Source organism: Arthrobacter zhaoguopingii, assembly GCF_009828595.1.
In the GTDB taxonomy this organism is placed as follows: Bacteria; Actinomycetota; Actinomycetes; order Actinomycetales; family Micrococcaceae; genus Arthrobacter_D; species Arthrobacter_D zhaoguopingii.
On record NZ_WPNY01000001.1, the window covers coordinates 287312 to 312599 of the forward strand.

Genomic DNA, 25288 nt, shown 5'->3' on the forward strand with positions numbered 1-25288 from the left:
GCGACGGCGGCGCCGGATTTGTCGGGTCCGCGCGTCGCAATCGGGTCCGCACGTCGCAATCGGGGACGCCGGTCGCCTTCAGGTACGCCGGTCGCAGTGTGCGGCGGCGGTGGCGCTGCCCTCGGGCGGTCATCGGGGGAGGGTTCCCAGGGCCGGTTGCGTCCCGGGTGCCCGAAAGCGACGGCGGCGCCGGATTTGTCGGGTCCGCGCGTCGCAATAGGGTCCGCCGGTCGCATTCAGGTACGCCGGTCGCAGTGTGCGGCGGCGGTGGCGCAACCGCAAGGCGGTCACCGGGGGAGGTTCCCGGGGGCGGTTGCGTCCCGGGTACTCGAAAGCGACGGCGGCGCCGGATTTATCCGGTCCGTTTGTCGCAATCGGGTACAGAGGTCGCACCCTGTGGCGACGACGTCGAACGGGAAGGGTACTCGCGAGCAGCACTCCGCCGGCCCGGATGCGGTTGCCGATCCACATAACGACGGCCACGGCTGGCGGACAGAGGCCCTGCCGTCAATGTTGAGGCATGACGACGTATTCCACGCTCAGAACTTTCGTGCTGTCTACTGCGGAACTCTCGGCTCAGGGCCTGAGCTCCCGATCGCTCCAGCGGAGCTGCGCAGCCGGAGACCTGGTTCGGATCCGGCAGGGGCTCTATGTGACCAGCAAAAGATGGGCCGCCCTCGATCGCTGGGACCGCTATCGAATGAGGGTCCTGGCCGTGCACCTGACAGCGGACCACCCGCCCGTCTTCTGCCGTGAAACGGCGGCGCTGGTCCATGGACTACCGCTTGTCACGGTCCCTTCCCACGTGCATGTCCAGCAACTCCCCGACGGCTCGGCGCACTCGCGCGGAGGGGTCCGGCGTCATTGCAGCTCGATGACTGCGCCCCCGGTGGTCCGCATTTCCGGGCTGCAGGTGACTTCGCTCGAGTCGACGATCGTCGCCCTAGCCATCGGTTCGGGTTTCCCTGCCGGAGTTCTCGCTCTCGATGACGCGCTGCGTCGGGGGACGACTGATCTGGCAAGGGTATCCGAGCTGGCGCAGATGGCGCGGACGGCTGCCGCCCGGACTCGGATTGCAGCGGTGCTCGATTTTGCCTGCGGCGACGCCGAGTCACCGGGGGAGTCGCTAAGCCGGGTGCAGATGATGGTGATGGGCTTCCCGGCGCCGGAACTGCAGCGGGTGTTCAGTGATGCTCGGGGATTCATCGGCCGCGTCGACTTCTACTGGCCGGAGGCACGTCTCGTGGGGGAGTTCGATGGGCTGGTGAAGTACTCGAAGCCGGAGTTCCTCAACGGCAGGACCCCCAGCGAGGTCGTCATCGAGGAAAAGCGCAGGGAAGACCGGCTGCGGGCGCTCGGACTGCGTGTGGTGCGCTGGACCTGGGACGACCTTCGCGATCCCGCACTCCTGCGTGAGCTTCTCACCTCGGCAGGCCTTGTTCCGGGGCGGCCCATCATTCCGGGACGTGTACTCCGCGCCCGAGGATAGGAACTACCTGACTCTCTGGAGCGCGCCGGCGCATCAGCCAGCGTGTCAGTGCCCGGCAGGGGTGGTTGCAATCCGCACCGACCGCCGAAAACGACAAACTGCCCCGATATTTCCGGTCCGCAGGTCGTTTTCGGGCGTGCTGGTCGGGATCAGGTGCGCGGGTCGTCATCGGGCGCAGCCGGCGACGTCGGCACGCCCGCCGCCCGGCGCGGCACCCTACGCACTGCTGACGGCCGGGGGAGAGGCCGGTCACACCGCTTACCGGGCGCGACACGCCGCGCAGAGAGCCGCAAATCCCCGCGGATTGGCGTTTGCACGGTATCTCTGCCAGACTAGACAAGTTGTTCAAGTGCTTGCGCGTGCGGTTTGAGACCCGGGTCCCGGTCAGGATAATGCCTGATGCAGGGTCAAGGTTCACCGGTCAGCGTGGCCCAAATATAATCCATCCCGTTCAGCCTGGCTGATATGCGCGGAGTGTGTGTGTCGAGAAAAACGCGACACGCCCGAGCGCGGGGGTCGGAGCCTCAGCAGGGTGAGGAACCCGGAATCGTCCGGATTCAGCCTGTGGGGGAGCGCCGAACAACGGGCGCAGACAATGTACGTACCGGAACTGCCCCCGGCAGTTTTCATGTAGAGAGAGAGTCGAGACGCCATGGCGGGACAGAAGATCCGCATCCGGCTGAAGTCATATGACCACGAGGTCATTGATGTTTCAGCGCGGAAGATCGTTGAGACGGTGACGCGCGCAGGCGCTACGGTAGTTGGCCCCGTGCCGCTGCCGACGGAGAAGAACGTTTTCGTTGTGATCCGGTCCCCGCACAAGTACAAGGACAGCCGTGAGCACTTTGAAATGCGCACTCACAAGCGTCTGATCGACATCATTGACCCCACGCCTAAGGCCGTTGATTCGCTGATGCGTCTCGACCTGCCTGCGGACGTGAACATCGAAATCAAGCTGTAAGGGAGAGCGGATACACATGTCTACTTCACTTACGCGCCAGGTCAAGGGCCTGCTGGGCATCAAGCTCGGCATGACCCAGGTCTGGGATGAGAACAATCTCCTCGTTCCTGTCACCGTCGTCCAGGCAGACTCGAACGTCATCACGCAGCTGCGCACCGCGGACAAGGACGGCTACAGCGCCGTGCAGATCGGCTTCGGCCAGATCGACCCCCGCAAGGTGACCAAGCCGCTGGCAGGCCACTTCGACAAGGCCGGGGTCACCCCGCGCCGTCACGTGGTCGAGCTGCGCACCGCCGACGCCGACACCTACGAGCTGGGCCAGGAACTCTCCGTTGAGATGTTCGCTGCCGGCCAGACGGTCGACGTTATCGGCACCACCAAGGGCAAGGGCTTTGCCGGCGTCATGAAGCGCCACGGTTTCCACGGCGTCGGTGCCTCGCACGGTGCCCACAAGAACCACCGCAAGCCCGGCTCCATCGGTGGTGCGTCCACCCCCAGCCGCGTCTTCCGGGGCATGAAAATGGCCGGCCGCATGGGCGCCGTTCGCCAGACCACGCTGAACCTCACGGTTCACGGCGTGGACGCCGAGAAGTCGCTGCTGCTGATCAAGGGCGCTGTACCCGGCGCCCGCGGCCAGGTCGTCCTCGTACGCACCGCCGTGAAGGGAGCATAGCCAGATGGCTGTCCAAACAGTAAAGGTTGATCTCCCCGCAGAGATCTTCGACGTTCAGACGAACGTGCCGCTGCTGCACCAGGTTGTCGTGGCCCAGCTTGCGGCTGCCCGTCAGGGTACCCACAAGACCAAGACCCGCGCCGAGGTGAGCGGTGCAGGCCGCAAGCCGTTCAAGCAGAAGGGCACCGGCCGCGCCCGCCAGGGTTCGATCCGCGCCCCGCACATGACCGGTGGTGGCGTTGTCCACGGGCCCACGCCCCGCGACTACAGCCAGCGCACCCCCAAGAAGATGAAGGCCGCCGCGCTGCGCGGAGCCCTCTCGGACCGCGCCCGCAACGGCCGCATCCACGTTCTTGAGTCCCTGGTGGCCGGCGACAAGCCGTCGACCAAGGGTGCCATCGAGACGCTGCGTTCGATCTCCGAGCGGCCCAACCTGCTCGTGGTCATCGAGCGCGCCAACGACGTATCGGCTCTGTCGGTACGCAACGTCCCCGGGGTTCACGTGCTGTACGTTGACCAGCTCAACACGTACGACGTGCTGGTTTCCGACGATGTGATCTTCACGAAGGCCGCCTACGACGTGTTCGTCCAGTCGGCTGACGCAACATCGAAGGAGGAGGCCAAGTGAGCGGCAGCATCGCAAAGGATCCGCGCGACGTCGTCATTGCACCCGTCGTCTCGGAAAAGAGCTACGGCCTGATCGACGAAGGTAAGTACACCTTCCTGGTCGACCCGCGTTCCAACAAGGAAGAGATCAAGCTGGCCGTGGAGAAGATTTTCTCCGTCAAGGTCGACTCGATCAACACCATCAACCGTGTCGGTAAGCGCAAGCGCACCAAGTTCGGCTGGGGACAGCGCAAGGGCACCAAGCGTGCCATTGTGTCCCTCAAAGAAGGCACAATCGACATCTTCGGCGGTCCGCTCGCCTAGAGCGGAGACCACTTTAACGAGGAAATGACACATGGGAATCCGTAAATACAAGCCGACAACGCCGGGCCGCCGCGGCTCCAGCGTTGCCGACTTCGCAGAAATCACACGATCGACACCGGAGAAGTCCCTGGTGCGTCCGCTCCCCAAGAAGGGCGGCCGTAACAACACCGGCAAGATCACGACCCGTCACAAGGGTGGTGGACACAAGCGTCAGTACCGTCTGATCGACTTCCGCCGACACGACAAGGACGGCGTTGACGCCCGCGTAGCTGAGATCGAATACGATCCCAACCGCACGGCGCGCATCGCACTCCTGCACTACGTTGATGGCACCAAGCGCTACATCGTTGCGCCGAACAAGCTCAAGCAGGGCGACTTCGTCGAGGCCGGAGCCGGGGCTGACATCAAGCCCGGCAACAACCTTCCGCTGCGCAACATCCCCGTTGGTACGGTCATCCACGCTGTGGAGCTCCGTCCGGGCGGCGGCGCCAAGATGGCCCGCTCCGCCGGTGCGTCCGTCCAGCTCGTCGCCAAGGAAGGTCGCTTCGCCCAGCTGCGTCTGCCTTCCGGTGAAATCCGCAACGTCGACGTCCGCTGCCGTGCAACGGTCGGCGAGGTCGGCAACGCCGAGCAGTCGAACATCAACTGGGGCAAGGCCGGCCGTAACCGCTGGAAGGGCATCCGCCCGACCGTCCGTGGTGTGGCCATGAACCCCGTCGACCACCCCCACGGTGGTGGTGAAGGTAAGACCTCCGGTGGACGCCACCCGGTCAACCCCAACGGCAAGGCAGAGGGACGCACCCGCCGTCCCAACAAGGAAAGCGATTCACTTATTGTGCGTCGTCGTCGTTCCGGCAAGAACAAGCGATAGGAGCCTGGGAACATGCCACGCAGCCTGAAGAAAGGCCCCTTCGTCGATCAGCACCTTTACGTAAAGGTCGCTCGCGAGAACGAATCGGGCACAAAGAACGTCATCAAGACGTGGTCCCGCCGCTCCATGATCGTCCCCGACATGCTCGGGCACACGATCGCGGTGCACGACGGACGCAAGCACATTCCGGTGTTTGTCACCGAGTCGATGGTCGGGCACAAGCTCGGCGAATTCGCTCCTACGCGGACCTTCCGCGGCCATGTTAAGGACGACCGCAAGGGCAAGCGCCGCTAGGCGCTGGCTTTTACGGCTAAGACGAGAGAAGGAAAGCAATGGAAGCCAAGGCAATTGCGCGTCATATCCGCGTAACGCCTATGAAGGCCCGGCGCGTCGTCAACCTTGTTCGTGGTAAGCAGGCGAATGAGGCTCTGGCTATTCTGAAGTTTGCCCCACAGGTTGCTTCAGAGCCGGTATTCAAGGTAGTTCAGTCAGCAATGGCCAATGCCCGCGTTCTCGCGGACCGCGATGGCGTTGCTTTCGACGAGGGCGACCTGGTCATCAGCGAAGCATTTGTCGATGAAGGCCCCACGATGAAGCGGTTCCGTCCGCGTGCCCAGGGCCGCGCGTTCCGCATCAACAAGCGGACCAGCCACATCACAGTTGTAGTCGCTACCCCTGAGAAAGTGGAGGTCCGCTAAGTGGGACAGAAAGTAAACCCGCATGGGTTCCGACTCGGCATCACCACGGACCACAGGTCTCACTGGTTTGCTGACAGCAACAAGCCGGGCCAGCGCTACAGGGACTTCGTCCGCGAGGACATCAAGATCCGTCAGCTCATGTCCACGGGCATGGACCGCGCCGGCATCGCCAAGGTCGAGATCGAGCGCACCCGCGACCGTGTCCGCGTGGATATCCACACGGCACGTCCGGGCATCGTCATCGGCCGCCGCGGCGCCGAAGCGGACCGCATCCGCGGCGAGCTCGAAAAGCTCACCGGCAAGCAGGTTCAGCTGAACATCCTCGAGGTCAAGAACCCCGAGATCGAGGCTCAGCTTGTCGCCCAGGGCGTCGCCGAGCAGCTTTCCTCCCGCGTGGCCTTCCGCCGCGCGATGAAGAAGGCAATGCAGTCGGCACAGCGCGCAGGAGCCAAGGGCATCCGTGTCCAGTGCTCCGGCCGCCTGGGTGGCGCCGAAATGAGCCGCTCGGAGTTCTACCGCGAAGGCCGTGTGCCCCTGCACACCCTCCGCGCGAACATCGACTACGGGTTCTTCGAAGCCAAGACCACCTTCGGCCGCATCGGCGTGAAGGTCTGGATCTACAAGGGTGACGTCACCGCGAAGGAACTGGCAGCCCAGGCTGCAGCAGCTCCGTCGCGTGGCCGTGGCGGAGACCGTCCGGGCCGTGGCCCCGCCGGTGGCGACCGCGACCGCGGCGGAGACCGCCGCCGCCGTCCCGCCGCCGAGGCGCCGGCAGCTGCACCCGCCGAAACCGCCGCAGCTCCCGCAGCGGCTGAAGGAGGACAGGCTTAAATGCTTATCCCACGTCGAGTCAAGTTCCGTAAGCAGCACCACCCGGGTCGTTCCGGCGCTGCGACCGGCGGCACCGAGGTCAGCTTTGGCGAATGGGGTATCCAGGCTCTGAGCCCGGCATACGTCACCAACCGCCAGATCGAGTCGGCCCGTATCGCCATGACCCGCCACATCAAGCGTGGCGGCAAGGTCTGGATCAACATCTATCCGGACCGTCCGTTGACCAAGAAGCCTGCCGAAACCCGCATGGGTTCCGGTAAGGGTTCGCCCGAGTGGTGGGTGGCCAACGTCAAGCCGGGACGGGTTCTGTTTGAACTGTCCGGTGTTTCCGAAGAGGTAGCCCGCGAAGCCCTGCGCCTCGCGATCCACAAGCTGCCGTTGAAGGCACGCATCGTGCGTCGTGAGGGTGGTGAATAGCATGGCAGTGGGTTCAAAGGAACTAGGAACGGATCAGCTTGACGGGTTCGATAAGGATCGTCTCGTCGAGGAGCTCCGCAAGGCCAAGGAGGAGCTGTTCAACCTCCGCTTCCAGTCGGCCACAGGCCAGCTGGAAAGCCATGGCCGCCTGCGCCTGGTCAAGCGCGACATCGCCCGCATCTACACGGTGCTGCGTGAGCGCGAGCTGGGCATCCGGCCCGACGTCGTTGTGACCGTTGAGGAAGCAAAGACCGAGGAGAAGCCGGCCAAGAAATCCAAGAAGGCCTCCACTAAGGACGCCAAGTCCGTGGACACCGAGGCTTCTGAGGAGGACGCCAAATGAGTGAGCAGAAGAGCGAAGCCGTGACCGACGCAACTGGAACCGACGCCGAGGCTCGCGGGTACCGCAAGGTCCGCCGCGGCTACGTCGTTTCGGACAAGATGAACAAGACCATCACCGTCCAGGTGGAGGACCGCGTCAAGCACGCGCTGTACGGCAAGGTTCTGCGCCGTACGTCGAAGGTCAAGGCCCACGACGAAGAGAACACCGCCGGCATCGGCGACCTGGTTCTCATCTCGGAGACCCGGCCGCTGTCCGCCACCAAGCGGTGGCGCCTGGTCGAGGTCATCGAAAAGGCCAAGTAGCACCAGCTGCGCAGATGCCCCGGACACGATTCGTGTCCGGGGCATTTTCGCGATACGATAAGAATCTTGTCTGTCTGGTGGGCTGGCGCATGCCCTCACACCGGCAAATAGGCAAAAGCCCGATGATCTTGTTCAACACAAATCCGCTCTAAACCGCAGCGCGTTTCGGCGCGCATTTGTGCTGAGTACCAGTATTACGGGGCCCACCCATATCCGTTCCGCAAGGCTCGATGAGAGAACCAGCGCGACGACAGGAGTAATAAGTGATTCAGCAGGAGTCGCGGCTCAAGGTCGCCGACAACACGGGGGCCAAGGAAATCTTGACCATCCGTGTTCTCGGAGGATCCGGACGCCGCTACGCAGGCATCGGCGACGTCATCGTCGCCACCGTCAAGGACGCAATCCCCGGCGGCAACGTCAAGAAGGGCGACGTCGTCAAGGCGGTCATCGTCCGCACCAAGAAGGAACGCCGCCGCGCGGACGGTTCCTACATCAAGTTTGATGAAAACGCAGCAGTGATCCTGAAGAACGACGGCGACCCCCGCGGTACCCGTATCTTCGGCCCTGTCGGCCGCGAACTGCGCGACAAGCGTTTCATGAAGATCATTTCACTGGCGCCGGAGGTGCTCTAGCCCATGGCACAGAAGACTGGAAAGCTCAAGATCAAGAAGGGTGACCTGGTTCAGGTCATCACCGGAGCCAAGCAGGAGCGCGGCGGCGACCGCGGCAAGCAGGGCAAGGTCCTCAAGGTGTTCCCGGAGACCAACCGCGTGCTCGTCGAGGGCATCAACCGGATCACCAAGCACACCAAGGCCACCCAGCATGAGGGTCACAGCCACGGCGGCGGCATCCAGGTCGTCGAGGCACCGCTGCACATCAGCAACGTTGCCATCGTTGACCCCGAGACCAAGAAGCCGACCCGCGTGGGCTACCGCACCGAGACCGTCGAGCGCGACGGCCGGCAGCGCACCGTCCGCATCCGCGTGGCCAAGTCATCAGGGAAGGATCTGTAATGACTGTTGAAACCGCAGAGACCAAGGTTCTCCCTCGCCTCAAGGCCCGCTACGCCGCTGAAATCAAGTCTGCCCTGCAGGAAGAGTTCAGCTACGCCAACGTCAACCAGGTTCCGCGCCTGGTGAAGGTTGTCGTGAACATGGGTGTTGGAGATGCCGCCAAGGACTCCAAGCTCATCGACGGCGCCGTCAAGGACCTCACCGCGATCACCGGCCAGAAGCCCCAGGTGACCAAGGCCCGCAAGTCCATCGCCCAGTTCAAGCTTCGTGAGGGTATGCCCATCGGCGCCCACGCGACGCTGCGCGGCGACCGCATGTGGGAATTCGTCGACCGCCTGGTGTCCCTCGCCCTGCCCCGTATCCGCGACTTCCGCGGCCTCAACGGCAAGCAGTTCGACGGCAACGGCAACTACACCTTCGGCCTCACGGAGCAGTCGATGTTCCACGAGATCGACCAGGACCGTATCGACCGCGTGCGTGGCATGGACATCACCGTCGTCACCACCGCCAAGACCGACGCCGAGGGCCGCGCGCTGCTGAAGGCGCTTGGCTTCCCGTTCAAATCCGAAGATTAATCTAACTACGTTGCAGGTCCGTTCCGGCCGGGGCGAGCGAAAGCCCGCTCCTGACCCGGGATCCGGAAACCGTTACGAGGAAGGGCAAGAGCCCACATGACAATGACAGATCCTGTCGCAGACATGCTCACGCGTCTGCGCAATGCAAACTCGGCGTACCACGACTCCGTGTCGATGCCGTACAGCAAGCTCAAGGCTCGCGTAGCCGACATCCTGAAGGCCGAAGGCTACATCGCCGGCTGGAAGGAAGAGGAAGCGGAGGTCGGCAAGAAGCTGACCATCGACCTCAAGTTCGGCCCGGACCGCCAGCGTTCCATCGCCGGCATCCGCCGCATCTCCAAGCCGGGTCTCCGCGTTTACGCGAAGTCCACCAACCTGCCCCACGTGCTGGGCGGCCTTGGAATTGCCATCCTGTCCACGTCCTCCGGTCTGCTCACGGACCGCCAGGCATCCAAGAAGGGTGTGGGTGGGGAAGTCCTCGCCTACGTCTGGTAGCGGGAAGGGAAAGAAAAATGTCACGTATTGGACGTCTCCCCATCACCGTACCTGCAGGTGTTGAGGTCAAGGTCAACGGCAGTGAAGTCTCCGTCAAGGGATCCAAGGGCGAGCTGAGCCACACCGTGCCCAGCCCGATCGAGGTCTCGCTCGAGGACAGCACCCTCACCGTCAGCCGGCCCAATGACGAGCGCGTTTCGCGCTCACTGCACGGCCTCACCCGCACGCTGATCTCCAACATGATCGTCGGAGTCACCGAGGGGTACAAGAAGAACCTTGAGATCGTGGGCACGGGTTACCGTGTCCAGGCCAAGGGAAGCGACCTGGAGTTCGCTCTGGGCTACAGCCACCCGGTTGCCGTCAAGGCCCCCGAGGGCATTGTCCTGACTGTCGATTCCCCCACCAAGCTTTCGGTGTCGGGCATCAACAAGCAGCAGGTCGGCGAGGTCGCTGCAAACATCCGCAAGCTGCGCAAGCCCGACCCGTACAAGGGCAAGGGCATCCGCTATGCAGGCGAGATCATCCGCCGCAAGGTCGGAAAGGCCGGTAAGTAACCATGGCAATCAGCATCAATAAGAAGCGCTCCTCCAAGAGCAAGTCCGCCTCCCGCGGACGCCGCCACCTGCGCGTGCGCAAGCGCGTCTCGGGGACCGCGGTCCGTCCGCGCCTGGTCGTCAACCGTTCGGCCCGCCACGTATTCGTGCAGGTCGTCGACGACACCAAGGGCATCACCGTGGCTTCCGCCTCGACGCTCGAAGCGGACCTGCGCGCCTTTGACGGCGACAAGACCGCCAAGGCCAAGCGTGTTGGCGGGCTCGTCGCAGAGCGCGCGAAGGCTGCCGGTATCGAAGCTGTCGTTTTCGACCGCGGCGGTAACAAGTACCACGGCCGTGTCGCGGCCATCGCAGACGGCGCACGCGAAGGTGGGCTGTCACTGTGACCGAAGAAAACAAGGCAAAGGAAGCGCCATTGAATACGGCTACAGAGCAGCCAGCAACCGACGCCCCGGCTGCCGGTTCGACTGAGACCGCATCGGCCGACAGCCGAGGCGACCGTGGCTCCCGCGGAAGCGGGCGCGGCGGCGAGCGTGGCGGCAAGAGCGACCGTGGTGGCCGTGGTGGCCGCGACGGGCGCGACGGCGGCCGTGACGACAAGGACAAGTTCATTGAGCGCGTCGTCACCATCAACCGCGTCGCCAAGGTCGTCAAGGGCGGCCGCCGCTTCAGCTTCACCGCCCTCGTGGTGGTAGGCGACGGCAACGGCATGGTCGGCGTCGGCTACGGAAAGGCCAAGGAAGTTCCCTCGGCCATCCAGAAGGCCGTCGAGGAAGCCAAGAAGACGATGTTCCGCGTCCCGCGCATCGGTGGAACCATCCCGCACCTGGTGCAGGGTGAAGCCGCTGCCGGCGTCGTACTCCTTCGTCCCGCATCCCCGGGTACCGGTGTTATCGCCGGTGGTCCGGTCCGCGCGATCCTCGAGTGCGCAGGCATCCACGACGTCCTGTCGAAGTCCCTCGGTTCCTCCAACGCCATCAACATCGTTCACGCGACCGTTGACGCGCTGCAGAGGCTCGAAGAGCCCCAGGCCGTGGCAGCCCGCCGTGGCCTGCCCCTGGACGAGGTTGCCTCGCACCAGATGCTCCGCGCCATCGCAGCACAGAAGGTAGGTGCGTAATGACCGCGATCACTCCCAAGCGCGTGCAGGTGAGCACGGCGAAGCTGCAGATCACTCAGATCAAGTCCGCCATTGGCGGCAAGCAGAACCAGCGCGACACCCTGCGGTCCCTCGGACTGAAGCGGATCGGCCACACCGTGGTCCGTGAAGCCGATGCTGTGACCGTCGGCATGGTCAACACGGTTCCGCACCTCTTGAAGGTTGAGGAGGCCAAGTAATGGCAGAGGAAAAGACAGCGGCTGTAGCCGAAGGAAAGACGGAGCGCGTTCACGCTCTGAAGGTCCACCACCTGCGTCCGGCCCCCGGAGCCAAAACCAAGAAGACCCGTGTGGGCCGTGGTGAAGGTTCGAAGGGTAAGACGGCAGGCCGTGGCACCAAGGGAACCGCAGCCCGCTACCAGGTGAAGGCAGGATTCGCAGGCGGCCAGCTGCCGCTGCACATGCGTCTGCCCAAGCTGCGCGGGTTCAAGAACCCGTTCCGCGTCGAGTTCCAGGTTGTAAACCTGGACAAGATCTCGGAGCTCTACCCCAACGGTGGCGAAGTGACCGTCGAGTCGCTCGTCGCCCTGGGTGCGGTGCGCAAGAACCAGCCCGTGAAGGTGCTGGGGACCGGCGACATCACCGTGGCAGTCGATGTGAAGGCTAACCGCTTCTCCTCGACCGCAGCCGAGAAGATCGCCGCCGCCGGCGGCTCAATCAGCCAGCTTTAGGCAGATCCGCTCGTGATCCGGCTGTGTTCAACCACGGCCAGGAACTAGACTCTTGGTGGGCCGGTGCAATCCGGCCCACCAGGAGTTTTCCGGCTTAAGCGCCGGCTCATCTCCGCCCGGTTCTCAGACATCGGGCTTCGACCGTTAGACTCGGTTGTTGTGTACTGTCCGCTTCGGACATCCAAGACCTTCAGGAGGACGCTTGCTAAGCGCTATTGGCCGGGCATTCCGGACGCCAGACTTGCGGCGCAAGCTGTTGTTCACGCTGGGCATCATCACCATCTTCCGGCTCGGCGCGTTCATCCCGGCCCCCGGAGTCGACTACGGCAACGTCCAGCAGTGCCTGAGCCTTGGCAACACGCAGGGCGGCCTCTACGAGTTCGTCAACCTGTTCAGCGGCGGTGCCCTGCTGCAGGTGTCGGTCTTCGCCCTGGGCATCACCCCCTACATCACCGCGAGCATCATCACGCAGCTGCTGCGCGTCGTGATTCCCCGCTTCCAGGAACTCCATGAGGAAGGCGCCCAGGGCCAGTCGCGGCTGACCCAGTACACGCGCTACCTCACGATCGCCCTCGGCCTGCTCAACGCGACGACGCTGGTGTCGCTCGCGCGCTCCGGGGCTCTGCTGGGCGACTGCCCGGTGCCGCTGATCCCGGACGACTCCCTGATCACCATCATCCTGCTGATCATCACCCTTACCGCGGGCACCGGCCTCATCATGTGGATGGGCGAGCTGATCACCGAGAGGGGTGTCGGCAACGGCATGTCCCTGCTGATCTTCACCGCCATCGTGGCAAGCTTCCCCACCTCCCTCGGCGAGATCCTGCGCACCCAGGGCTGGACGGTCTTCCTGGGCGTGATGCTCATGGGCGTGGTGGTCGTGGCGCTCGTCATTTTCGTCGAGCAGTCCCAGCGCCGCATCCCCGTGCAGTACGCCAAGCGGATGATCGGGCGCCGCACCCTCGGCGGCAGCAGCACCTACATCCCGATCAAGGTCAACATGGCCGGCGTGATCCCCGTGATCTTCGCGTCCTCCATGCTGTACCTGCCGACGCTGATCGCGCAGTTCAACACCCCCACGGACGGCCAGACGCCGCCGCCGGAGTGGGTCAACTGGATCACCACCTACCTCGCGACCGGTGACCACCCGCTGTACATGGCGGTGTACTTCCTGATGATCGTGTTCTTCACGTACTTCTACGTGGCGATCACGTTCAACCCGGACGAGGTCTCCGAGAACATGAAGAAGTACGGCGGCTTCATCCCGGGTATCCGGGCCGGCCGCCCCACGGCGGAGTACCTGCAATACGTGCTCTCCCGTATCACCCTGCCGGGCGCGATCTACCTGGGCCTCGTCGCCCTGATCCCGCTGATCGCCCTGGTGGCGATCGGCGCCAACCAGAACTTCCCGTTCGGCGGCACGTCGATCCTGATCATGGTGGGCGTGGGGCTGGAAACCGTAAAGCAGATCGACGCGCAGCTCCAGCAGCGCCACTACGAAGGGCTCCTCCGATGACAAGAATGCTGATTATCGGCCCTCCGGGTTCGGGCAAGGGAACGCAGGCAGCGCGCATCTCCGAGCGCCTCGGCGTGGTCGCCATCTCCACCGGCGACATCTTCCGCGACAACGTCAAGCGCGAGACGCCGCTGGGCGTCGAGGCGAAGAAGTACATGGATGCGGGGGACTTCGTGCCCGACAGCGTCACCAACCTCATGGTGCGCGACCGGCTGAAGGCCGACGACGTGCAGGACGGCTTCCTGCTCGACGGCTACCCGCGCACGGCCGCCCAGGTGGCCGAGCTCGACGACATCCTCGCCGAGAACTCCTTGAGCCTCGACGTGGTGCTTCAGCTCACGGCCGAGGACGAGGAGCTGGTGCGCCGGCTGCTGGGACGTGCGTCCCTTGACGGGCGCAGCGACGACAACCAGGACGTCATCCGGCACCGGCTGCGCCTGTACCACGAGCAGACCGCGCCGGTCGTCTCGCAGTACACCGAGCGCGGCATCGTCACCCAGGTGAACGGGATCGGCAGCATCGACGAGGTCACCGAGCGGGTCATGAACGCGCTCAAGGTCGCCAGCTAGGCCGCCGGACATTTTGCGCCAGCCCAAGATTGAGTACAAAACACCCCGCCAGATCCTGAGCATGCGCGAGGCCGGCCTGGTACTGTCCCGCGGACTCGACGCCGCGGTCGGGGCCGCCCGGGTAGGGGTCAGCACCCGCGAGCTGAATACCGTGTTCGAGGAGGTGCTCCGGGATGCCGGGGCCACCTCGAACTTCCTGGGCTACCACGGCTTCCCCGCCAGCATCTGCACGTCGGTCAACGAGGAGGTGGTCCACGGCATCCCCGGGGACTACGTGCTGCAGGACGGGGACATCATCTCCATCGACGCCGGCGCCGTCGTGAACGGCTGGCACGCCGACTCCGCACGCACCACCATCGTGGGGACGCCGCGGGAGGAGGACGTGCGCCTGTCGCAGGTCACCGAGGAGGCGATGTGGCGGGGGATCGCCGCCCTTGCCGGCGCCAAGCACGTGGGCGACATTGGGGCCGCCATCGACGACTACGTCTCTGAGCTTCCGGGCCAGCGGCTCGGCATCCTTGAGGACTACGTGGGACACGGCATCGGAACCCGGATGCACCAGGAGCCCGACGTCCTGAACTACCGCAGCTCGCACCGCGGGCCGAAGGTCCGCCCCGGGCTCTGCCTGGCCATCGAGCCGATGCTCGTCCTTGGGGGACTCGAGACCAAGGTGCTCGACGACGACTGGACCGTGGTCACCACCGACGGCAAGCGCGCCTCGCAGTGGGAGCACACCGTGGCCGTCCACGACGGCGGCATCTGGGTGCTCAGCGCCGAAGACGGCGGAGCGTCGAAGCTTGAACCGCTCGGCGTAGTCCCGGTTCCCGTCCGCGCCTGAGCTCCCGTCCGACCGCATCCGCAGGACACCGATTTAACTTCTCCGCGCCCATGGCGTAGTGTTGTCTGTTGGTTGTCTCTGCTTTTTGTGCCCATTTCGGGCCGGGCGGCCCGCCGGCTTACGAGCCGTCGCCGCCCCGAGGTCAGACAATCAAAACCCAAACCCGTCCACCGTGCAAGCGGTGGGCATCGACGTTAGCGGAGGATATGGCCAAGAAAGACGGTGTCATTGAGATTGAAGGCACTGTGAACGAGGCGCTGCCCAACGCGATGTTCCGCGTTGAGTTGGCCAACGGTCACATTGTTCTCGCCCACATCTCGGGAAAGATGCGCCAGCACTACATTCGAATCCTTCCTGAGGACCGGGTAGTAGTGGAACTCAGCCCGTACGACCTCACCCGGGGCCGTATTGTCTACCGCTACAAATAAGAATCAACTCGAAGGAAAACCATGAAGGTCAACCCGAGCGTGAAGCGGATCTGTGAAAAGTGCCAGGTGGTTCGCCGCAAGGGCAACGTTCTCGTCATCTGCGAAAACCCGCGCCACAAGCAGCGCCAGGGTTAATCAGCCTCCTAGAGGTCGACCCCACGCGTAGTTCAGTTCATTAAGGCAAAGCAGCATCGCGCTTCCGCGCAGTGCACACCCCCGGCACGGAGGCCGGGGACCGGAAAACCTTCCGGGTACGCTTTGGCTCAGACCTCCGGTATCACCAAAGGAGAACAGCCTCTATGGCACGTCTCGCTGGCGTAGACATCCCCCGCGAAAAGCGGGTTGTCATCGCGCTTACTTACATCTACGGCGTGGGCAAGACCCGTGCAGAGAAGACGATCGCGGATACGGGCATCAGCCCCAACACCCGCGTGAAGGACCTCACCGATGCAGAGCTCGTCCAGCTCCGCGACTACGTTGAAGGAAACTTCAAGGTTGAGGGCGACCTCCGGCGCGAGGTCGCAGCCGACATCCGCCGCAAGGTCGAAATCGGCAGCTACGAAGGCATTCGGCACCGCCGCGGCCTTCCCGTGCGTGGACAGCGCACGAAGACCAACGCTCGTACCCGCAAGGGCCCGAAGCGCACCGTCGCAGGCAAGAAGAAGGCCGGCCGCTAGTTCCCTGACGGCTCCCTAACCGGGCTCGCAAAGCTCGCCCGGCCAGGGGACCCTCGCCATCAGGGGCCCTTTAAGTAGGGTCTCCGGTTGGAACTTCGAGCTGACCCAATGCTTTACCCAATACCTTCGTAGGAGAAGTAATGCCCCCCAAGACTCGTGGAGCGGTGCGCAAGCCGCGTCGCAAGGATAAGAAGAATATCGCGCTCGGCCAGGCGCACATCAAGAGCACCTTCAACAACACCATCGTCTCGATCACGGACCCCAGCGGAGCAGTCATCTCCTGGGCCTCCGCCGGCGAGGTTGGGTTCAAGGGCTCACGTAAGTCCACCCCGTTCGCTGCGCAGCTGGCTGCTGAAGCCGCTGCGAAGCGCGCTCAGGAGCACGGCGTCCGCAAGGTCGACGTCTTCGTCAAGGGCCCGGGATCGGGACGCGAAACCGCAATTCGCTCGCTGCAGGCCACCGGCCTGGAGGTTGGCTCCATCTCGGACGTCACCCCCAGCGCCCACAACGGCTGCCGCCCCCCGAAGCGCCGCCGCGTCTAATCGGCTTTTCGGCCACCGCACCGCCTTGCAGCAGCCCCGGCTGCCGCAGGGCGGTTCGGTGCCGTTATCCAAAGCTTTTGAGCCGGCTCATCAGCTATCCCTTTCCACCATTTGTGTTGCGTCATATAGCGGATGCACCCTGAAAGGAAATGTACGTGCTTATTGCACAGCGCCCCACCCTGACTGAAGAAGTAGTCGCCGACAACCGCTCGCGGTTCGTGATCGAACCCCTCGAGCCTGGCTTCGGCTACACCCTCGGCAACTCGCTCCGCCGTACCCTCCTGTCCTCCATCCCCGGTGCAGCTGTCACAAGCATCCGTATCGATGGAGTCCTTCACGAATTCACGACGGTTCCCGGTGTCAAGGAAGACGTCACCGAGATCATCCTGAACATCAAGAACCTCGCGGTGTCCTCCGAGCACGACGAGCCCGTCGTGGCGTACCTGCGCAAGCAGGGCCCCGGCGTTGTCACCGCGGCAGACATCGCACCGCCGGCCGGTGTGGAGTTCCACAACCCCGACCTGCACATCGCCACCCTGAACTCGAAGGGCAAGTTCGAGCTCGAGCTGACCATCGAGCGCGGTCGCGGCTATGTCTCGGCCTCCCAGAACAAGTCCGGAGACTCGGAGATCGGCCGCATCCCGGTCGACTCCATCTACTCGCCGGTCCTGAAGGTCACCTTCCGCGTCGAGGCGACCCGTGTTGAGCAGCGCACCGACTTCGACCGCCTGATCGTCGACGTCGAAACCAAGGACGCCATCGCCCCCCGCGACGCCGTCGCTTCGGCAGGCACCACCCTGGTTGAGCTGTTCGGGCTGGCCCGCGAACTGAACATCGCGGCCGAAGGCATCGAAATCGGTCCCTCGCCCACGGACGCGGCCCTGGCCGCCGACATGGCGCTGCCGATCGAGGATCTCGAGCTGACGGTCCGCTCCTACAACTGCCTCAAGCGTGAGGGCATCCATTCCGTGGGTGAACTCGTTGCCCGCTCCGAGGCCGACCTGATGGACATCCGCAACTTCGGCGCGAAGTCCATCGACGAGGTCAAGGCGAAGCTCGTCGAGCTCGGTCTGTCCCTGAAGGATTCCCCTCCCGGGTTCGACCTTGCCGCCCGCGCCGCTGCCATCGAAGAGGACGACGCCGCCTACGGCGACGAAGAGCTCTAATACGATAACTGCCTGACCGCCGCCCGGCGGCGGTCAGGTCCACTATGAGGAGAAATCACCATGCCCACACCCACTAAGGGCCCACGTCTCGGAGGCGGTCCGGCGCACGAACGCCTGATGCTCGCCAACCTGGCCGCCTCGCTGTTCGAGCACAAGCGCATCACCACCACCGTCACCAAGGCGAAGCGGCTCCGCCCCTACGCCGAGCGTCTCGTCACCTTCGCCAAGAAGGGCGACCTCGCCTCGCGCCGCCGCGTCCTGGGCGTCATCAGCAGCAAGAGCATCGTTCACGAGCTCTTCACTGAGATCGCACCGGCCGTCGCCAACCGCGAGGGCGGCTACACCCGCATCACCAAGATCGGCAACCGCAAGGGCGACAATGCTCCCATGGCTGTCATCGAGCTGGTCCTCGAGCCGCTGTCGGCCAAGCAGGCAGTCGTAGCCGAGGCCGAGCAGGCCAAGGCAGCCCCCGCCGCTCCGGCCGAGGAGACCGCAGCGCCGGTCGAGTCAGCCGAAACCGTCGAGGCGACCGAGACCGCTGAAACCGCCGAGACCGTCGAGGCGACTGAAACCGCCGAGACCGCAGAGTCGACCGAGGCTGCAGAGCCCGCAGACACCGCTTCCTCCACCGACGAGGCCGCAGCGTCCGATGACGCCGAAGCCCCCGAGGCCAAGAAGTAACTTCGCCGAAGCTGGTTGAATAAGTTCGTGAATGATCAGTTGCCCGCCGGACCCGAGAGGTCCGGCGGGCTTCTGCGTGTCCGGCTCGATATCGCCTACGACGGCGCTCCCTTCGCCGGCTGGGCACTGCAGCCGGGCCACGTCACCGTGCAGGGGGTGCTCGAGGAGGCCCTCTTCACGCTGCTGCGGCGCACCGCCCGCCTCACGGTGGCCGGCCGCACCGACGCCGGTGTCCATGCCCGCGGCCAGGTGGCCCACGTCGACCTGTCGCCGGCCGAGTGGCACGGCATCGGCCGGGGGAAGGACGTGGCGCCGGGGGAGGCCCTGACGCGGCGCCTGGGCGGCACGGTGAACCGGGTCCTCTCCGATCAGCTCACCGGGCGGGGACGCTCGATCAAGAACTCCATCCCGGCCGTCGTCGTGAAGAAGGCTGACCTGGCGCCGGCGGGCTTCGACGCCCGCTTTTCGGCGCTGTGGCGCCGCTACAGCTACACCATTGCCGACTCCCGCGTCGAACGCGACCCCCTCGCCCGCCGCACGGTGCTCTGGTACCCCGGGGAACTGGATGTGGAGCTGCTCGACGCCGGCGCCGCGCAGCTGACCGGCCTCCAGGACTTCCGGGCGTTCTGCAAACCGCGGGAGGGTGCCACCACGGTGCGCGAGCTGCAGCGCTATGCCTACCGGCGGCGGTCCGACGGGATGATCGAGGTGACGATCCAGGCCGACGCCTTCTGCCACAACATGGTGCGCGCCCTCGTCGGATCCACCCTGCGGGTCGGAAGCGGCGAACTGCCCGTCGCCTGGATCGCGGAGCGCCTTGCCGCCCGGGTGAAGGACGCCCGTTCCGTGCTGGCGCCCCCGCACCCGCTGGTGCTTGAGGAAGTGGCCTACCCCGGGGTTGAGGAGCTTGGTCTGCGGGCGGAGCTGACCCGCGCCCGCCGGGCCGCTGAGGAGCCACGCGAAGCCGCTGGAGGGGCTTAGCCCGGCAAGGAGGCCTCAGGGCTTCCGTCAAGGAACAGCACCGCCAGGACGGCCGCCAGGATCATGCCGGGGCCGAAGGGAAAGCTGGTGTTTCGGGTGCCGCGCCCCGAGAGCAACAGGGCAATACCCGCCAGGCCCCCGAAGATGAACCCGCCCAGCAGCGCCGCCAGCCAGGCCCCGACGCCGACATAACCGCCGTACAGGCCAAGGACCCCGGCTAGCTTCACGTCACCCATGCCCATTCCGGCGGGGGAGATGAAGGCCAGCAGCAGGTAGAACAGGAACATCACGGCGCCGCCGAGCAGCGCGCCCACCAGCGGCCGCCAGCCGCCCTCAACCGCCGCGGTGAGCAGCGCTATTCCCGTGACGGCGAGGAACGGCAGCAGCAGAGCGTTCGGCAGGAGCTTGGAACGCAGGTCGATCGCCGCGAGCAGCACCCCGAAGACGGGCAGCACCAGGTACAGCAGGACCTCCGTCGGTGCTTCGGCTTTGAGGGCGCCGAGGGCACAGAACAGGCCGGTGAGGACGGCGACGGGCCACCGCCAGCGGCCGGGGAGGACGGTCCGTGGATCCCGTGCCGCCAGCGGGAACATCCGGTAGGCGGTAAGGCCGCCCGCGACGGCGCACACGAGCGCGAGGATGGCCCCCGGTGCGGCGTCAGGCATGGGTCGGCACCTGCCGGCAGACCCCGTCGGTACTGCCCTGAATCGTGGAAATCCGTAGGTAAATCAACTTTCCCCTGTCGTTGGATCAACCATCATTATCACTCCTGTTGGTACAGGAGTGACGAGGGTTACTATTGTCCTATTCAGCGGGGGTCCTGCGAGGTGTGGGCCGCGGTAAGACCCGAATGCGAGGCGCATAACTGGACTGAAGGCGGAAGGCGTTATGAACGATCCTGGGGTGGCGGTCGTTATTGAGGACGACGACGATGTCCGGAACCTCCTGAGCGCCGTCCTGCGGCAATCAGGGTTTGAGGTCCATGCTGCGCCCACGGGCCGCGACGGCGTCCGCCTGGTCCGCGAGGTGGAGCCGATCGTCGTCACGGTCGACCTCGGCCTGCCCGACATCGACGGCTACGAGGTGCTGCGCCGGGTCCGGGCCTTCAGCGACTGCTACGTCGTCATCCTGACCTCGCGCGCGGATGAACTCGATGCCCTCATGGGCCTTCAATCGGGGGCCGATGACTACCTCACCAAGCCGTTCCGTCCCCGCGAGCTGCGCGCCCGCATCGCGGCGATGATGCGCAGGCCCCGGTCCGGTTCGGCCGGCGTAGCCCTAATGGGCGGTGGATCCTCCGGATCCGTTCCCGGCCCCGGCGGTGCCCGGAGTGCGCGGACGAGCACCATCAATGTGCTGCGGCACAACGGGCTGGTGCTTGACCACCACGCACGGACCGTCTCCGTGGACGGCGCCGAGCTGTCCCTGACCCGCAGCGAGTTCGACCTGCTCCACGCGCTCCTTCTGGGCCGGGGCGCCGTGCGAACGAAGACCGACCTGGTCAAGGTGGTCCGGGGCGAGGCCCCCGGGGCCCCGACCTACATCAGCGATTCCGACGAGCGGGCCATCGAGGTCCACATGGGGAACATCCGGCGGAAGCTGTGCGAGGACCCCCGGAACCCCCGGTGGTTCCAGACGGTGCGCGGCGTGGGATACCGGCTGACGCCCGAGCAGCCCTAAAGCGGTTTTGTTTAACGCAGGGTGTACGCCGGGCGCGGTGTCGGCGATACTGTGGGCGGAAGCAGAGGAGCGCCCATGGGCAAAGTAGTTCTGTACAGTTCGGTTTCGGTTGACGGCTTCATCGCGGACGAGGACGACCAGCCCGGACCGCTGTTCGACTGGCTGCTCAGCGGTGACGTGCCGCTGGACGAGAGCGGCGAGTTGAAGGTGTCACAGGCGTCCTACGACTACACCAGGGCGTACTGGGACCAGATCGGGGTGACTGTCGCCGGCCGCAGGGTCTTCGACATGACGGATGGCTGGGGTGGGAAGCCCCCAAGCGGGATCGATCACGTGGTCGTCGTGACGCACCGTCCCGCGCCTGAGGGCTGGGACCCGGGGGCACCGTTTCACTTCGTCGACGGCGTCGAGGCCGCCGTGGCCAGGGCGCAGGAGCTTGCGGGGGACCGCATCGTCGAGGTCGCAGCCGGCGACGTCGGTGGTCAGGCGCTTGCCGCGGGCCTGGTCGACGAGGTGCGCATGGACGTCGTCCCCGTCGTGCTCGGGTCCGGCAAGCGCTACTTCGGGCCGGTCCACGCGCAGCACCTGTTGGAAGGACCTGAAGAGGTGATTGAGGGCGACCGGGTGCTTCACCTGCGCTATCGGGTGCGCCGTTGAGCGGCTACACCCTCAGCCGTGACGAGCACCTCAAGCAGGGGAGCCCAGGCACAGGTGGCGCCAAGGGGCGCCACCTGCCCGGCGGGGGCTAGGAGGCCGTATCGGCGTCGTGTTTGTCCGGCCGGTAGCCGGCGACCGCGGCGCGGATATCGCCCTCTTCGTGCCCGCCCTTCTTCTTGCCGAACGGCAGCACCTTCAGCAACGGGTGCACGACCGCCATGACCAGGAGGCCCCAGGCGAGTCCGAGGATAGCCGAGCACAGGGTGTTTACCAGCCAGGCCAGGAAGCCGCCCACGACCGCGATTCCGACGAACGGGTGCTCCAGGGTGTGGACCAGGTCGTACGGGGCGTGCCAGCCCAGGTCATAGGCTCCCTGCAGCATGATGTGGCCGCCGACCCAGAGCATGGCGATCGTCCCAATGAAGGTGATCGCGGCCAGTACGGCAGGCATGGCCTTGACGAGCGCCTCGCCGATCCGTTTGGAGCCCGCGGAGTCTTTTTTGGCCAGGTGCAGGCCGATGTCGTCCATCTTGACGATGAGCGCGACGGCGCCGTAAACGAGCACCGTGATCGCCAGCGCCACCACGACCAGAATGATCGCCCGGGCCCAAATCGACTCACTTGCCACCTCGTTGAGCGAGATGACCATGATCTCGCAGGAGAGGATGAAGTCGGTGGTGATAGCACCCTTGGTGACCTTGGCCTCCGCTTCCGGGCCACGCTCCACCACGGGCGCCTCTTTGGCCTCGTGGTGGCCGCGGATCTTGTGCCACACCTTCTCGGCACCCTCGTAGCACAGGTAGGTGCCGCCGAGCATGAGGATGAACGGGATGACCGCTGGGATGAAGGTGCTGATCAGCAGCAGCGCCGGCAGGATGATCAATAGCTTGTTCCGCAGCGAGCCCCAGAAGATCCGCTTGATCATCGGCAGTTCGCGCGACGGGTCCGCTCCGGAGACGTACTGCGGGGTGACGGCGGCGTCGTCGATCACCACGCCGGCGGCCTTGGCCCCCGCCTTGGCGGCCCCGGCGGCGACGTCGTCCACCGAGGCGGCCGCAATGCGGGCAATGGCTGCGACGTCGTCGAACAGGGCGAAGAGACCGCCGCTCACAGGTGGCCTCCGCACTGCTTGGAGGTGGACGGCTGGGCGGAGAGGCCACGGTTGAGGCGCGTGATCAGCATGCTTAGAGTATAAGGTCGCGCGGGGCTCCTCGATCTACCTCCGCCGGTTTGCGAAGCTGCGTCTTAGCGTGGCGGTTGCGGGGAGCTGAAGTGGTGTCCGGCCGTCTCGCAGTTACACGCAGCGGCTGGTGAGCAGGTAGGTGGTGCGTAGCTCCACGACGGTATCCCGTCCGCACCGCTCCAGGGCGGGCAGGGCGCCGAGCGCCTCGCGGATCTGGAAACGGCGGAGGAAGCCTTCGATCCGGGAGGCCAGTGCCGACAGCCGGGGTGCGCCGACCATGGTGGAGGCGGCCCGAAGGTTGACCACTGCCTCAAGGGCCGCTTTGGCATCTTCCTCGGCCAGAGACGAGGTGAGACGGTGGATGCGCTCGTCCCAGAACGCCACGTAGTCGCTTACGAAGGCCCGTACCGTGGCGACATCCTCGAGTTCCTGCTCGAGCTCTTCCAGCACCGTGGGATCCAGCAGCGGCGCAGCGCCGGCATCACCCGCGCCGGGGCAGACGGCGGAGGTCTGCGCGGAGCGGGCAGCGCCTTGGCTGTCCTGACTGGGTTCGTACGGTGTTGTTGGCACTCTCTAAGGCTACTTTCGAAGTCTATGGAAGAGCGGGGAAAAAGCCGATACTTCGCAAAAACTGCGGCATTACTGTGGATCATCCGGTGGGCGGTCCAGGAAATATCGGTCTATCTAAAGGCGTCCATCACATTTATGGCGGCCGGGCCAAGGATGACAATAAACAGCACGGGAAAGATCAGCAGCAGCAGGGGGAAGAGAACCTTCACCGGAAGCTGCATTGCCTTTTCCTCGGCGCGCTGGCGGCGCTTCACCCTCGACTGCTTAGCCTGTGTCCGGAGGACCGTTGCAATGCCGATGCCGTACCGGTCCGCTTGGACGACAGCCCGCACAAAGCTCCGAAGATCGGGAACCGATGAGCGATCGGCGAGCGCCTTGTAGGCCTCGACGCGCGGTCGTCCGACTTGAATATCCTGCAGAGTACGGATGATTTCCTCCGCAAGGGGACCCTTGCCATTCTGACCCGCCCGAGCCATCGCGGCTTCAAAACCGAGCCCAGCCTCCACCGAGATAAGCATCTGGTCGAGCGTGTTGGGCAATTCCAGTTCAATCGCTTGTTGTCGCTTCGTGCCACTGTTGTAGACCAGGAGATCCGGAACGAAATAGAAGAAAAGACAAAGAAAAATTGCGAAAAGGACGATCATTGCCGAAGGATTTTTGCTGATAAAGAGGAGCCCAAGGATGGCCCCGATCAGTCCCAGCGCCGGCTTGGCGACGAGCAGCCGGTCCAGCGGCATCGACGCAGGACGGCCCGCGAGCGCCAGCCATCGGTCGAGCTTGGTCACATACCCCGCAGGAGTAAGTTTCCTGGCTACGTCGCTGAGGGCGGGTTTCCGTGCGCCCAGTTCGGACGTCGAGGAATCAAGCCCTGCCCCGAGGTTGGTCCGAATGGCTGCTGCTGCCTTGCGGTCGTTCGCCAGGAGCGCCCACGCCATATAGGTGATTGGCAGAATGACGGACGAGATGTAGATCCATGCGATCGGAGCCATCGGGTCCTCCTAGAACCTAACCTTGACGATGCGGCTCAACCAAAAGCCGCCAAGCGCGAACATGAGCAGGCTTCCGATCAGCATCCCGATTCCCCTGATGTCCTCAACGAAAATGTTGAGGTAGCCAGGGTTGATGAAAGCGAAAGCGACCGCGACGCCGACCGGCAGGGCCATGAGGACATAGGCGGACATTTTTCCTTCGGCGCTCAGCGACTTGATCTGGCCCTTGATTTCGCTCCGTTCCCGGATGGTTCCCGCGACCTCTTCGAGGACTCCCGCCAGGTCTCCGCCTACCTCCCGGTTGATCTGGATCGCCTGTGCTACCCACTTGAAGTCCTCGCTGCGCATTCTTGCCGCGGCCTCTTCAATAGCCTCATGCGAGTCCTTACCAATCCGGGTTTCGTTGACAATGCGCGCGAGTTCTTCAGAGGTTGGAGCGTCGGCTTCCTTTGAGGCAGCGTCGATGGAACGCATCATGCTGTGACCGACCCGGAGGCCGCCGATGAGCATCTGGATGGTGTCGGTGAGCTGCGCATCGAACTTGGACCGGCGTTTGTCTGTAAGTACCGACAACAGCATCTTCGCGAGAAGTGGGGTGAGCACGGCGAACAGGATCCCGAGCAGCAGGTTGGCGATCAGGGTTCCGACAATTCCCAGCAGAAGTGCGGCAACGAGGACCAGAACGGTGAAGTCCGCAGGTTTGGTCTTCAGGCCCGCGTTGTACAGGGCGGCCGGGCTGTACAGTCCGCCGGAGGAGCCGATGGCCCCGTCCACGGCGGACACCGTCGACTCCGTCACCCGACTGAAGACGGACAACTCCGGATGACCGT

The 25288-nt window shown here is 64.8% G+C and carries 38 protein-coding genes; 33 read left to right on the forward strand and 5 right to left on the reverse strand.

Features of this window, described 5'->3' with window-relative positions; all coding sequences use genetic code 11:
• The first annotated feature begins 652 nt into the window (after positions 1 to 652).
• The 31 genes from GVV86_RS01385 to truA all read left to right on the forward strand — a co-directional run bounded on the left by GVV86_RS01385 (position 653) and on the right by truA (position 19379).
• Positions 653 to 1489, forward strand: coding sequence for a PDDEXK family nuclease (locus GVV86_RS01385; protein WP_159800979.1), 837 nt, complete (start codon positions 653 to 655; stop codon positions 1487 to 1489).
• 652 nt (positions 1490 to 2141) lie between these two features.
• Entirely contained in the window at positions 2142 to 2450 is a 309-nt protein-coding gene (gene rpsJ / locus GVV86_RS01390; RefSeq protein ID WP_026531952.1) for a 30S ribosomal protein S10, read from the forward strand.
• 16 nt (positions 2451 to 2466) lie between these two features.
• A complete protein-coding gene (gene rplC, locus GVV86_RS01395; RefSeq protein ID WP_159617665.1) occupies positions 2467 to 3123 on the forward strand; it encodes a 50S ribosomal protein L3 in 657 nt (218 codons plus the stop codon).
• Positions 3124 to 3127: 4 nt separating this feature from the next.
• A complete protein-coding gene (rplD, locus tag GVV86_RS01400) occupies positions 3128 to 3751 on the forward strand; it encodes a 50S ribosomal protein L4 (RefSeq protein WP_159617664.1) in 624 nt (207 codons plus the stop codon).
• Positions 3748 to 4053 (forward strand): 50S ribosomal protein L23, encoded by a 306-nt coding sequence (gene rplW / locus GVV86_RS01405; protein ID WP_120164745.1) that lies wholly within the window; start codon positions 3748 to 3750, stop codon positions 4051 to 4053. Before rplD ends, rplW begins: the two co-directional genes overlap by 4 nt.
• Before the next feature lie 31 nt (positions 4054 to 4084).
• Positions 4085 to 4924, forward strand: coding sequence for a 50S ribosomal protein L2 (gene rplB, locus GVV86_RS01410; protein WP_120164747.1), 840 nt, complete (start codon positions 4085 to 4087; stop codon positions 4922 to 4924).
• A gap of 12 nt (positions 4925 to 4936) precedes the next feature.
• Entirely contained in the window at positions 4937 to 5218 is a 282-nt protein-coding gene (rpsS, locus tag GVV86_RS01415; RefSeq protein ID WP_026549122.1) for a 30S ribosomal protein S19, read from the forward strand.
• 38 nt (positions 5219 to 5256) lie between these two features.
• Positions 5257 to 5622, forward strand: a complete 366-nt coding sequence (rplV, locus tag GVV86_RS01420) for a 50S ribosomal protein L22 (protein WP_120164749.1) — start codon at positions 5257 to 5259, stop codon at positions 5620 to 5622.
• Positions 5623 to 6453, forward strand: coding sequence for a 30S ribosomal protein S3 (rpsC, locus tag GVV86_RS01425; protein ID WP_120164750.1), 831 nt, complete (start codon positions 5623 to 5625; stop codon positions 6451 to 6453).
• Entirely contained in the window at positions 6454 to 6870 is a 417-nt protein-coding gene (gene rplP / locus GVV86_RS01430; protein WP_049829176.1) for a 50S ribosomal protein L16, read from the forward strand.
• Position 6871: 1 nt separating this feature from the next.
• Positions 6872 to 7213, forward strand: a complete 342-nt coding sequence (gene rpmC / locus GVV86_RS01435) for a 50S ribosomal protein L29 (protein WP_159617663.1) — start codon at positions 6872 to 6874, stop codon at positions 7211 to 7213.
• Complete coding sequence (rpsQ, locus tag GVV86_RS01440) at positions 7210 to 7515, forward strand: 30S ribosomal protein S17 (RefSeq protein WP_159617662.1); 306 nt, start codon at positions 7210 to 7212, stop codon at positions 7513 to 7515. The genes rpmC and rpsQ overlap by 4 nt, the downstream gene beginning before the upstream one ends.
• Positions 7516 to 7778: 263 nt before the next feature.
• A complete protein-coding gene (gene rplN / locus GVV86_RS01445) occupies positions 7779 to 8147 on the forward strand; it encodes a 50S ribosomal protein L14 (protein ID WP_049829173.1) in 369 nt (122 codons plus the stop codon).
• Between the two features lie 3 nt (positions 8148 to 8150).
• Entirely contained in the window at positions 8151 to 8528 is a 378-nt protein-coding gene (gene rplX / locus GVV86_RS01450) for a 50S ribosomal protein L24 (RefSeq protein WP_120164755.1), read from the forward strand.
• Entirely contained in the window at positions 8528 to 9103 is a 576-nt protein-coding gene (gene rplE / locus GVV86_RS01455; RefSeq protein ID WP_120164756.1) for a 50S ribosomal protein L5, read from the forward strand. The genes rplX and rplE overlap by 1 nt, the downstream gene beginning before the upstream one ends.
• Positions 9104 to 9199: 96 nt before the next feature.
• Positions 9200 to 9598 (forward strand): 30S ribosomal protein S8, encoded by a 399-nt coding sequence (gene rpsH, locus GVV86_RS01460; protein ID WP_043440638.1) that lies wholly within the window; start codon positions 9200 to 9202, stop codon positions 9596 to 9598.
• 17 nt (positions 9599 to 9615) lie between these two features.
• The gene (rplF, locus tag GVV86_RS01465; RefSeq protein ID WP_120164758.1) at positions 9616 to 10152 is read left to right on the forward strand and encodes a 50S ribosomal protein L6; all 537 of its coding nucleotides are present in this window, start codon (positions 9616 to 9618) and stop codon (positions 10150 to 10152) included.
• Between the two features lie 2 nt (positions 10153 to 10154).
• Entirely contained in the window at positions 10155 to 10538 is a 384-nt protein-coding gene (rplR, locus tag GVV86_RS01470; RefSeq protein ID WP_120164759.1) for a 50S ribosomal protein L18, read from the forward strand.
• Positions 10535 to 11272: a 30S ribosomal protein S5 gene (gene rpsE / locus GVV86_RS01475; RefSeq protein WP_120164761.1), complete on the forward strand. Its 738-nt coding sequence runs from the start codon at positions 10535 to 10537 to the stop codon at positions 11270 to 11272. Before rplR ends, rpsE begins: the two co-directional genes overlap by 4 nt.
• Positions 11272 to 11490, forward strand: a complete 219-nt coding sequence (gene rpmD / locus GVV86_RS01480; protein WP_120164763.1) for a 50S ribosomal protein L30 — start codon at positions 11272 to 11274, stop codon at positions 11488 to 11490. The genes rpsE and rpmD overlap by 1 nt, the downstream gene beginning before the upstream one ends.
• Positions 11490 to 11981 carry a 50S ribosomal protein L15 gene (gene rplO / locus GVV86_RS01485; protein WP_159617661.1) on the forward strand — a complete coding sequence of 164 codons (492 nt, stop codon included), beginning with the start codon at positions 11490 to 11492 and terminating at the stop codon, positions 11979 to 11981. Before rpmD ends, rplO begins: the two co-directional genes overlap by 1 nt.
• A 202-nt stretch (positions 11982 to 12183) precedes the next feature.
• Positions 12184 to 13497, forward strand: a complete 1314-nt coding sequence (gene secY / locus GVV86_RS01490) for a preprotein translocase subunit SecY (protein WP_159617660.1) — start codon at positions 12184 to 12186, stop codon at positions 13495 to 13497.
• Positions 13494 to 14066, forward strand: coding sequence for an adenylate kinase (locus GVV86_RS01495; RefSeq protein WP_159617659.1), 573 nt, complete (start codon positions 13494 to 13496; stop codon positions 14064 to 14066). Before secY ends, GVV86_RS01495 begins: the two co-directional genes overlap by 4 nt.
• Positions 14067 to 14076: 10 nt before the next feature.
• Positions 14077 to 14904, forward strand: coding sequence for a type I methionyl aminopeptidase (map, locus tag GVV86_RS01500; RefSeq protein WP_159801190.1), 828 nt, complete (start codon positions 14077 to 14079; stop codon positions 14902 to 14904).
• A 206-nt stretch (positions 14905 to 15110) separates the two neighbouring features.
• The gene (infA, locus tag GVV86_RS01505) at positions 15111 to 15332 is read left to right on the forward strand and encodes a translation initiation factor IF-1 (RefSeq protein ID WP_019481515.1); all 222 of its coding nucleotides are present in this window, start codon (positions 15111 to 15113) and stop codon (positions 15330 to 15332) included.
• Positions 15333 to 15353: 21 nt separating this feature from the next.
• A complete protein-coding gene (gene rpmJ / locus GVV86_RS01510; protein ID WP_043440658.1) occupies positions 15354 to 15467 on the forward strand; it encodes a 50S ribosomal protein L36 in 114 nt (37 codons plus the stop codon).
• A gap of 164 nt (positions 15468 to 15631) precedes the next feature.
• Complete coding sequence (gene rpsM / locus GVV86_RS01515) at positions 15632 to 16009, forward strand: 30S ribosomal protein S13 (RefSeq protein ID WP_120164771.1); 378 nt, start codon at positions 15632 to 15634, stop codon at positions 16007 to 16009.
• A gap of 140 nt (positions 16010 to 16149) precedes the next feature.
• A complete protein-coding gene (gene rpsK / locus GVV86_RS01520) occupies positions 16150 to 16551 on the forward strand; it encodes a 30S ribosomal protein S11 (RefSeq protein WP_120164773.1) in 402 nt (133 codons plus the stop codon).
• A 155-nt stretch (positions 16552 to 16706) separates the two neighbouring features.
• Positions 16707 to 17717 (forward strand): DNA-directed RNA polymerase subunit alpha, encoded by a 1011-nt coding sequence (locus tag GVV86_RS01525; protein ID WP_120165531.1) that lies wholly within the window; start codon positions 16707 to 16709, stop codon positions 17715 to 17717.
• A 60-nt stretch (positions 17718 to 17777) separates the two neighbouring features.
• Positions 17778 to 18398 carry a 50S ribosomal protein L17 gene (gene rplQ, locus GVV86_RS01530; protein ID WP_159617658.1) on the forward strand — a complete coding sequence of 207 codons (621 nt, stop codon included), beginning with the start codon at positions 17778 to 17780 and terminating at the stop codon, positions 18396 to 18398.
• 27 nt (positions 18399 to 18425) lie between these two features.
• Positions 18426 to 19379, forward strand: a complete 954-nt coding sequence (truA, locus tag GVV86_RS01535) for a tRNA pseudouridine(38-40) synthase TruA (RefSeq protein WP_159617657.1) — start codon at positions 18426 to 18428, stop codon at positions 19377 to 19379.
• Here truA and GVV86_RS01540 read toward each other — a convergent pair.
• Positions 19376 to 20044: a prepilin peptidase gene (locus tag GVV86_RS01540; protein ID WP_159617656.1), complete on the reverse strand. Its 669-nt coding sequence runs from the start codon at positions 20042 to 20044 to the stop codon at positions 19376 to 19378. The genes truA and GVV86_RS01540 overlap by 4 nt on opposite strands.
• 223 nt (positions 20045 to 20267) lie before the next feature.
• Between GVV86_RS01540 and GVV86_RS01545 the strand changes: the two genes are divergently transcribed.
• Together GVV86_RS01545 and GVV86_RS01550 are read left to right on the forward strand one after the other, a co-directional pair.
• The gene (locus tag GVV86_RS01545) at positions 20268 to 21059 is read left to right on the forward strand and encodes a response regulator transcription factor (RefSeq protein WP_159800981.1); all 792 of its coding nucleotides are present in this window, start codon (positions 20268 to 20270) and stop codon (positions 21057 to 21059) included.
• Positions 21060 to 21134: 75 nt separating this feature from the next.
• Entirely contained in the window at positions 21135 to 21716 is a 582-nt protein-coding gene (locus tag GVV86_RS01550; RefSeq protein WP_159800983.1) for a dihydrofolate reductase family protein, read from the forward strand.
• An 88-nt stretch (positions 21717 to 21804) separates the two neighbouring features.
• Here GVV86_RS01550 and GVV86_RS01555 read toward each other — a convergent pair whose 3' ends face one another.
• From GVV86_RS01555 to GVV86_RS01570, 4 genes are all read right to left on the reverse strand, one after another.
• Entirely contained in the window at positions 21805 to 22827 is a 1023-nt protein-coding gene (locus GVV86_RS01555; RefSeq protein ID WP_159617653.1) for a DUF808 domain-containing protein, read from the reverse strand.
• Between the two features lie 183 nt (positions 22828 to 23010).
• On the reverse strand, positions 23011 to 23469 hold the full coding sequence (locus GVV86_RS01560; RefSeq protein ID WP_159800985.1) for an Hpt domain-containing protein: 459 nt from the start codon (positions 23467 to 23469) through the stop codon (positions 23011 to 23013).
• Positions 23470 to 23579: 110 nt separating this feature from the next.
• Positions 23580 to 24458: a type II secretion system F family protein gene (locus GVV86_RS01565; RefSeq protein WP_159800987.1), complete on the reverse strand. Its 879-nt coding sequence runs from the start codon at positions 24456 to 24458 to the stop codon at positions 23580 to 23582.
• Positions 24459 to 24467: 9 nt separating this feature from the next.
• Positions 24468 to 25241 (reverse strand): type II secretion system F family protein, encoded by a 774-nt coding sequence (locus GVV86_RS01570; RefSeq protein ID WP_246669836.1) that lies wholly within the window; start codon positions 25239 to 25241, stop codon positions 24468 to 24470.
• Positions 25242 to 25288: the final 47 nt, after the last annotated feature.